This window comes from Trichocoleus sp. DQ-A3, from assembly GCF_039961975.1.
GTDB lineage: Bacteria > Cyanobacteriota > Cyanobacteriia > Cyanobacteriales > FACHB-T130 > FACHB-T130.
Genome location: NZ_JAMPKC010000055.1, coordinates 1 through 8400 on the forward strand (window position 1 = coordinate 1; position 8400 = coordinate 8400).

At 45.3% G+C, this 8400-nt stretch carries 6 protein-coding genes and 2 pseudogenes; 4 read left to right on the forward strand and 4 right to left on the reverse strand.

Features of this window, described 5'->3' with window-relative positions:
• Window positions 1-96: pseudogene (locus tag NDI44_RS28570) on the forward strand (IS5/IS1182 family transposase); the annotation flags it as partial.
• A 228-nt stretch (window positions 97-324) separates the two neighbouring features.
• Here the strand turns inward: NDI44_RS28570 and NDI44_RS28575 are convergent.
• The 3 genes from NDI44_RS28575 to NDI44_RS28585 form a co-directional block, all read right to left on the reverse strand.
• The gene (locus NDI44_RS28575) at window positions 325-1281 is read right to left on the reverse strand and encodes a tyrosine-type recombinase/integrase (protein WP_190415978.1); all 957 of its coding nucleotides are present in this window, start codon (window positions 1279-1281) and stop codon (window positions 325-327) included.
• Window positions 1282-2306: 1025 nt separating this feature from the next.
• Window positions 2307-2771, reverse strand: coding sequence for a hypothetical protein (locus NDI44_RS28580; protein ID WP_190415979.1), 465 nt, complete (start codon window positions 2769-2771; stop codon window positions 2307-2309).
• A 120-nt stretch (window positions 2772-2891) separates the two neighbouring features.
• Window positions 2892-3080, reverse strand: a complete 189-nt coding sequence (locus NDI44_RS28585; protein ID WP_190415980.1) for a hypothetical protein — start codon at window positions 3078-3080, stop codon at window positions 2892-2894.
• A 387-nt stretch (window positions 3081-3467) separates the two neighbouring features.
• On the opposite strand from NDI44_RS28585, the gene NDI44_RS28590 reads away from it, so the two are divergent.
• The 3 genes from NDI44_RS28590 to NDI44_RS28600 all read left to right on the forward strand — a co-directional run bounded on the left by NDI44_RS28590 (window position 3468) and on the right by NDI44_RS28600 (window position 8184).
• Window positions 3468-6686, forward strand: coding sequence for a HEAT repeat domain-containing protein (locus NDI44_RS28590; RefSeq protein WP_190415981.1), 3219 nt, complete (start codon window positions 3468-3470; stop codon window positions 6684-6686).
• Window positions 6687-6799: 113 nt separating this feature from the next.
• Entirely contained in the window at window positions 6800-7495 is a 696-nt protein-coding gene (locus tag NDI44_RS28595) for a metallophosphoesterase family protein (RefSeq protein ID WP_190415982.1), read from the forward strand.
• An 80-nt stretch (window positions 7496-7575) separates the two neighbouring features.
• Complete coding sequence (locus NDI44_RS28600) at window positions 7576-8184, forward strand: GNAT family protein (protein WP_190415983.1); 609 nt, start codon at window positions 7576-7578, stop codon at window positions 8182-8184.
• A 120-nt stretch (window positions 8185-8304) separates the two neighbouring features.
• On the opposite strand, the pseudogene NDI44_RS28605 reads toward NDI44_RS28600, so the two are convergent.
• Window positions 8305-8400: pseudogene (locus tag NDI44_RS28605) on the reverse strand (IS5/IS1182 family transposase); the annotation flags it as partial.

Below are 8400 nucleotides of genomic sequence, written 5' to 3' on the forward strand. Positions count from 1 at the left end.
TTTTCAGGACGTTATCGCAATCGCAGGCAGAGATTTGGTTTGCGCTTAAACCTAATTGCTGGCTTGCTGAACTACGAACTGGCACATGCCTCCTGATTCATGCAGGAGGTCTATTCATGAATCGCTAACTCCGAAGGTTTATCTTGCTTCCGGCCTGAACATGGGCAAATTATGAGCTTTAGGCTGAGTGCGATCACTCAATTAAACAGAATCGTCGATGGCGTACAGTAGCATCCCTCATCGGCGCGACTGATATCCCCTATGAAGGATGGACTACAAATTTGGTACTCCCTCCGAAATTTTCAGATAGATGCTCTCGCACCCTCACCCCTGCCGAGTGTAGGGAATCTCCAACCGCTCCACAGCTTTACGCTTCGTTTCTTCCCCGCGTCGATCATACTTCGCCGTCGTCCCTGGTGATGCATGACCAGCTAATTTCTGCACCGTGACAATATCAATGCCAGCATCGAGGAGGTCTGAACAAAAGGTTCTTCTAAAATCGTGGGGAGAAAACGACGCTACCCCCGCTTCAGTAGCGCGTTTTTGCACAATCAATAACACCGCTTGGGGAGTCATCCGCCGCAGTTCCACTCGTCCGCCCTTGCGAATTGGACACAGCAACGGTCCCGGTGACAAGCCTCTGACGACAAGCCAATCTTCCACAAGTACGCTCGCTACACTCGACAGATACACCGTCCGGTCTTTCCCACCCTTCCCATCGCGCACTTCCAGCTGACCGCTGCTGGCGTTAAAGTCTTTCAAGTCCAAGTTGACTGCTTCAGCCCGACGCAATCCAGCGCCCCTCAAAATAGCGATGAGCGCCGCATCTCTAGCACCCGTGGGTGTTGCGTCATCAACGCACACCTGAAAGAGCGCGGCAATTTCATCCTGACTCAGTGCCCGTCCTCTGAGTCCTTTTGTGACCCCGACGCTCGGAAAATCCACAGCATGAGCATAATCGGTCGCATCCATCAAATCTAATCTCAGCGCCTCTTTGAGCACTCTTCTCAACGCACACAGCATCTTATTCGCCGTCGCCGGGGCGTATCGTTTCATCAGTGCCGTGCGGATAGCCGCAGTGTTTTGATACCGGAGGGCTGCCCAATTCAGTGTTATTGCATCGCACTGATTGTTCGTGAGAAGCCGAGCGATCGCATCCAATGCCTGTCTCATAGTCGGTCTGGAACCATCCGCCAGCCCATCCAAATATACCGCAGCCGGGTGTTGGGTCAGTGGCAGCGGTGTTGTCAGCACCAGAGTTTTCGCGGCTAGACGGCTCATTTACTTATCAGAAGTGTGGTTCTAGAAAGCTATTTTCTCACCTTCGTTACCCGAAGCGAACTAAAGAAAGGGGAGCAAGCGCAATCTTATACTATCCCCTAGAACTCAGAGACACGTTTGTTGTAAGGGAAGTGCTAATCCGTTGAAAACTCTCAAAAATCTATTCGCTCATCATCGCGTTCGAGTGTTAGCGATCGCGTTGGTCTTGCTTGGGTTGGTTGGATGTCCAGCCACTCAGTCACCACAAACACCAGTACAGCAGCCCACACCCAAAGTTAGTACACCCAGTTCTAGCACTAATTTCGGTGAAAAAACTGCTACCCATATTGCCGATTACAGGAATGTTACCGGGGGTATTTTGTCAACCTGCTTTAACAATTTTTTAACCAATTATCGCGAAAAATTCAGAAACCTCCCTGGAAATCAAAAGGCGATAGAACAACATATTGTGAGGTTAGTTAGTTAATATATTGGTTCTAACTACGTCCGCCTCCTTAAGGTTCGTTTTGCAACCGTTGATTGGAAAGTCACTACGAAGTATTGCCCGTAACAGTTCTACAGAGGAACGCTGCTGTATCCTGTTCTTGAATTTTTGAGAGGACTGAGCGTAACTAGCTGCAACCCCTAAAATGTGGAGTGAATGCAGTGATACGACTGCAATTAGTTTTCGATGCTATTTGTACCCTGGCTCTTCTAGCTGGGGTATTTTTTCCCCTTCTTTCACTCCAATTGCAGAGGAAGGTATGAAAAATCTTTTCTTAGAAACAATTCTTTCCGACGCACTGCTTTAACTCAGATGAACAATGCAGGAATTTATTGCGCGTAATCGTTTATCTGAAACAAATTATGCTTCCTTATCAAAAAACAGGAGATAATTAGCGCAGCTAAGCCTCCTGTTATAGGAAGCTATTTTATTAATTCTTGAGAGGGTGTTCATTAATCAATTAGTAAAACCATTGACTTTTTATAAGGTCTTTGTCTTCCTAATTTTTCCTTAGCGATTGAGAGTTGCTCAAAAAAAACGTTTATAGTGGGAGCAAATTTTCACTTAAATAGGTGATTATACTGTCAATTTCTTGGATACGAGATTCGGTATCCTTTATGTTTTCCCCCAAAGATTTTTTGGTAGGGATGGCTTCCTTACTCTTGAGCTTCTGGAAATGTTTTAGGTATATTTCGTTATCCCTTCGGTACTTCTCAAATTCAGGGAATCCTCCCCAGCGAAAGCAAATCCGCAGGTAATTGACAAAGGTAGTGCTATGCAGCTCTTCCAACAAAGGCGCATCAATTGAGGCATTAGGCACCTCAATAACATAGGGGATTCCACCGTCAGGACGTGTAGCGACCGGAAACTGAAATGGTTCTTCATCGCAATCGTATTTCCAAGCATCACACTCCACAAGTACATAATCAAGCGGGTCAACAACGAGTGCAAAAGCAAAGAACTTGCCCCAGTCAGGATGAAAACCCCTTAAAGAAACTGTTCCCACAATCTCGTACCAAGCTCGAAGTGATAGCGGTATTACTCCAGCAAGGCTTTCCAGGGAGGCTATCTGCTCGCGAATATCTGGTTGTGGCGATATGAAAACAATTCCAGGGTCTTCAAATTCCTAATTTATTGCCTGGAGACGCTCTATTAGCATTTCGATGTTTGTTCGAGTTCTAGCCATCGTTTCCCGTGCAACAGCAAGGGCATCTTCTAGCAGTGGTTCGTTCCTAATCGATGATCCTCTTGCTAACAATTCATCCCACACTTGCTCGTATTCCCCGCTTTTGTATCGCTCCAGAAATGTTGTCATAGTGAGTACCTCAAGTTACACATCATTAAATAGACCCCTCTTAACGCTCAACACGACGAGAATTGATAATCGAATGCCTGTCTAATCGCTTGTGGAAAGTTTGCCCGGAAGCCTTTGCTGCAATATTGCAAAAACTATCTGACGAATCTTTAGAAGAAATTACCAAAGTTTTTGGTGAGCGACTGACTGAATGACTAAAATCTACTAATGCCATTCAGAAAAAAGCCCCAAAAAGTAGACTAGAGTTTTCTTGTGGTGATTAAAACTTTGGGATTTGGCTTAAGTCTGCTTAACAACGTACAACACTCTATACGTTTCCAAAAAGATTTGGAAATAATGGAATAGCCTTTGTAGCAATATAAAGCATCTCGATTCAAGCATATTGACATGGTTAACTGGAATCCCTATTTAGATTCACTCTGCAACGCTTACGCCCAATGGTGGAACGTTTACACGATTATGAATTGGGAGGGACAAAAGCGGGAAGGGTCGCAAACATCATCAGTATTGTTGGATTTTACTCTCATGGTGCAGACGATTCAGCCTGACAGTCAGAGGGGAGGCAATAGTCAAGAGAGAGTGGAGCGCTTGAGTATTCTGGAAGGGCTGCGAAAGTATGCTTCGGAACACGTATTGTTGGTAGGGCGTCCGGGTTCGGGGAAATCAACGGCGTTGGCGCGGTTGTTGTTGGAGGAAGCCCAGAAGGAGAGAGGGAGAAAGGGAGATGGGGAAGAACAGCAACCTCTTACCCCCTCCTTGTTAAAGGTGGCAGGGGAGGATCTTCCCAAAATTCCCGTGCTAGTAAAACTTCGGTATTACCAAACTTCGGTGCTGAGTTTAATTCAGGATTTCTTAAGGCGGCATGGCTTGTGGTTGCAAGATGCCGAGATAGACGAACTGCTATTTCAGGGGCGATTCTTGATATTACTGGATGGTCTCAACGAGTTGCCATCTGAAGAAGCGCGGCAAGATTTGAAAGCGTTTCAGATGGACAATCCACACACACCGATGGTTTTCACGACGCAGGATTTGGGCAGAGAGGGCGACCTCGACATTGACAGGAAGCTAGAGATGCAACCCCTGACGGAGGAGCAAATGCGGCACTTCTCCTTAGCCTATCTGTCGGGGCAGGGGGAGGAGATGTTGAGGCAGTTGGGGAGCCGCTTGCGGGAGTTCGGGCAATCACCACTGCTGTTAAAAATGTTGTGTTCTGTATTTGTTGATAACAGCAACAAAATACCCCCCAACCTGGGTTTAATGTTTCGCCAGTTCGCTAATCGTTATGACCGCAAGCTTTTTCAAGATGTCCCAATTGCCAATGAGTATCGCCGTTGGTGCCCCCAACTGTTGGAACACCTAGCCTGGATGATGACGAACGGGAATGAGCTGACACAGTTGCAAGTCGTGCTTTCCAGACATCAAGCCGAAGCCGTGCTAATAGAATTTCTGCAAGGTAAGGTGAATTGTCCGGAGGATTGCGCCTTCTCGTGGATTGAGGATTTACTCAAGCATCACCTGATTCAACTGGGAGCAAATGACCAGATTGAATTTCAACATCAACTGATTCAGGAATATTACACCGCAGAATGCTTGCTCAAACAGCTACCGCACCTGATTCAGGATGGGGACAGGCTGAAACGAGACTATCTGAATTATCTTAAATGGACTCCAACCCTCGCACTGATGCTGGAGTTGGTGGAAGATGAGGCGCAGGCACTGCGAGTGGTCGAGTTAGCCTTAGAGGTGGATTTGCAACTGGGAGCAAGGCTGGCTGGAGCGGTAAAACCAGAGTTTCAGGAGCAAACGATTGCTTTAATAGACGCTAGAGAAATTTCTCAAGAGCTGAAGATTGCGCTTTTGAGTATAACCCGTTCTGACTATGCCATTCCACTGTTAAGACACACTTTGGACAACAATAAAGGCTCCTATCTTCATTCTAGGGGGGTAGAGGCGCTGGGTAAAATACCATCAGAAGCAGCGGTTCAAGCATTAAGTGAACTTCTAGAAGATGAAGATTATTATGTTCGTTTAAGGGCGATAGAGGTGCTGGGTCAAATTCCGTCAGAAGCAGCGGTTCATGTTTTAAGTAAAGTTTTAGAAAATGAAGGCTGGTTTCATTGTCAGAAGGTGATAGAAGCGCTGGATAAAATCCCGCTGCCGACAGCAATCCAAGCGTTATTTAAAGCTCTGGTAAATGAACATCATTATGTTCGTATTAAGGCGGCAGAAGCTCTAGGTGAAACTCAGTTAGAAATAGTAGTTGAACCGTTAATTAGAGCCTTAGAAGATGAGTATATTGAAGTTCGTTCTAAGGCAGCAGAAGCGCTAGGTAAAATTCGCTCAGAAATAGCCGTTCAACTGTTAATTAAATTCCTAGAAGTTGAAGCTTCTTCTGTTCGTCGTAACGCGATATATGCGTTGGGTCAAATTCGGTCAGAAGTAGCCATTCAACCATTAATTAAACTCCTAGAAGATGAAGACAATTCTGTTCGCTATATGGCGGCATCTGCACTGGGTAACATCCCCTCGGAAGCAGTAATTCAACCATTAATTAAACTTTTAGAAGATGAAGACGACTCTGTTCGTTTACGGGCAGTAGAAGCACTCGGAAAAAATCCATCGAAAGTAGCAGTTCAAGCATTAAACAAAGGTCTAGAAGATGATGATTTTTCTGTTCGTGTGAGGGCGCAAAAATTGCTGGGTAGAATTCCATCAAAAGCAATGATTCAAGCGTTAAGTAAAGCCCTAGAAGATGACAATTCTTATGTTCGTTGTAATGCAATATATGCACTGAGACAAATTTCATCAAAAGCAGGGATTGAACTGTTAATTAAAGCTTTAGAAAATAAAGACTCTGAGGTGCGTTGGCTAGCAGTAGAGGCGTTGAATAAAATTCCGTCGGAAGCAGCGGTTCAACCGTTAGCTAAAACTTTAAAAGATGAATACTCTGATATTCGTCCTAGTGCAGTACTAACTTTGAGCAAAATCCAGTCGGAAGCAGTAATTAAAGTGTTAATCAAAGCCCTAGAAAATGAAGATCGTTCTGTTTGTTGGAGGGCAACAGATGAGTTGGGTAAAAACCGCTCAAAAGCAGTAATTAAACCTTTAGTTAAAGCCTTAAAACATGAAAATTCTTATGTCCGTTTTAGTGCAGCAGAAGCATTGGGTAAAATCGGATCAAAAGCAGCAGTTAAACCATTAATTAAAGCTTTAGAAGATGAAGGCGATTCGGTTCGTCTTAAAGCAGCAGAATCGCTGGGTGAAATCGGAGCAAAAGCTGCGGTTAAACCATTAATTAAAGCTTTAGAAGATGAAGGCGATTCGGTTCGCCTTAAAGCAGCGGAAGCACTGGGTGAAATTCGAGCAAAAGCAGCAGTTAAGCCATTAATTAAAGCTCTTGAAGACAAATACTCTGGTGTTCGTTCTAGTGCAGCAGATGTACTGGGTGAAATAGCTAGCCCTAAAGCAATGCCTGATTTATATAAGCATCTACAAAACAGTGAAGGAAGCTATTTGCTCAATCCCATTTCCACCCTTCAAAAGCGCTGCAAGTTCTATAATTACACGCTTACTCAACCTTCTTCTCCACGGGATAAAGAAAAGTGAATGCTATTATTAATCGCTCTTGAAAATCGCGAAAGAGCCTACCTCCATCCCTGCAATAACACACTCTTTGGGGTATGAATAACTCAATGCAAAAATGAGCTGTTAACCAAACTATGCGTATTCTAGCGATTGGAGATATTCACGGCTGTTCGACAGCGTTTGAAGAACTCATAGCTGCTGTAGATTTACAGCCGGAAGACCGAGTAGTGACTCTTGGCGACTACGTAGACCACGGCCCTGACTCCAAAGGCATTCTTAATCGGCTCATTGCACTCCATAACACAGAACAGCTAGTAGCTCTTCGTGGCAATCATGAGCGCATGATGTTACAAGCTTATAAAAATAGTGCCTGGGAATTGCCGTGGCTTAATTGTGGTGGTGATAAAACGCTCGCTTCTTACTCAGTCACGGGTAAGGCGGGTAAGCTAGCGGATGTACCTGATAACCATTGGGAATTCCTGAAGAAAGTGTGTGTCAACTGGTACGAGACAGACACACATTTATTTGTACACGCTAACGCTCATCCAGAGATGCCTCTTGCCGAGCAACCAGAACACATCCTGTTGTGGGAACCGTTTGAGTACGTCCAGCGGCACTGTTCTGGTAAAACGCTAGTGTGCGGACATACTGTTCAAACCAGTGGTATCCCTCGCCATATTGGTTATGCTGTCTGCATCGATACTTGGGTTTACGGCAAGGGCTGGTTAACCTGCTGGGATATAATTAGCGGCAGAGTTTGGCAGGCTAATCAATCTGCTGAGGTGCGAACAGCTTGGATTAACGAATTCACCTCATCGGTTTGTCAGTAAACCCAAGTAAAGACCTCACTTACAACACTATGAAAGACATTGCAGTAGTGGTATAGAAATAAGTTGCCTCTGCGAAGAAAATGAGGGGAATTTTCTGGGCATTAACCATTAATACTGAACGGCTGATCCTTCGTCCCCAGCAACCAAGTGATTATGAGAATTGGTACGCTGGCTTTTCTGGGCGATTGCCAAAACAGCATCAATACGATGATGGGCTGGTTAGTTTGAATCACTGCGATCGCAGCTGGTTTGCAGATTTGTGTCAGCGTCATCAACAGCAGGCGTTAACCGATCGGGTTTTCGTATTCGGTATTTTTTCTCGTCAAACCGCTCAGCATCTTGGAAACATCGATCTCTCAACGATTCGTCGCACAGAACATCAGTGGGCAATTTTAGGATACGAAATTCACAATCAACACTGGAGGCAAGGTTTCGGCAGGGAAGCAGTTCGCGCCACACTAATTGCTGGGTTTGAGACGTTGGGTTATCATCGCATCGAAGCCGCCATTAATCTGGATAATCAAGCATCAATTGCATTGGCTCAAAGTGTGGGTATGCAGAAGGAGTGCATTCGTCGCGGCTTTCTGTATGAGAACGAGCAATGGGTAGACCATTTCATTTATGTTGCTCTACCCTCTGATCTAGGTTTAGTCGAAAAGCCACCCACGATCTCCCCATCAGGCATTTAGTGAAACGGTATTATGGGCAAACGGTTGTAGGTCATTTTTGTGGAACCTAGCGCGGAGGCGATCGCCCGTTCCGGTCTGAAAGCGCTCTCAATCCCAGAAATACTAGACCTCCTGCATGAATCATGAAGGGTGTGCCAGTTCGTAGTTGAGCAAGCCAGCAATTAGGTTTAAACGCAAGCCAAAGCGCTTTCTGCGGTTGCGATACCGTCCTGAAAA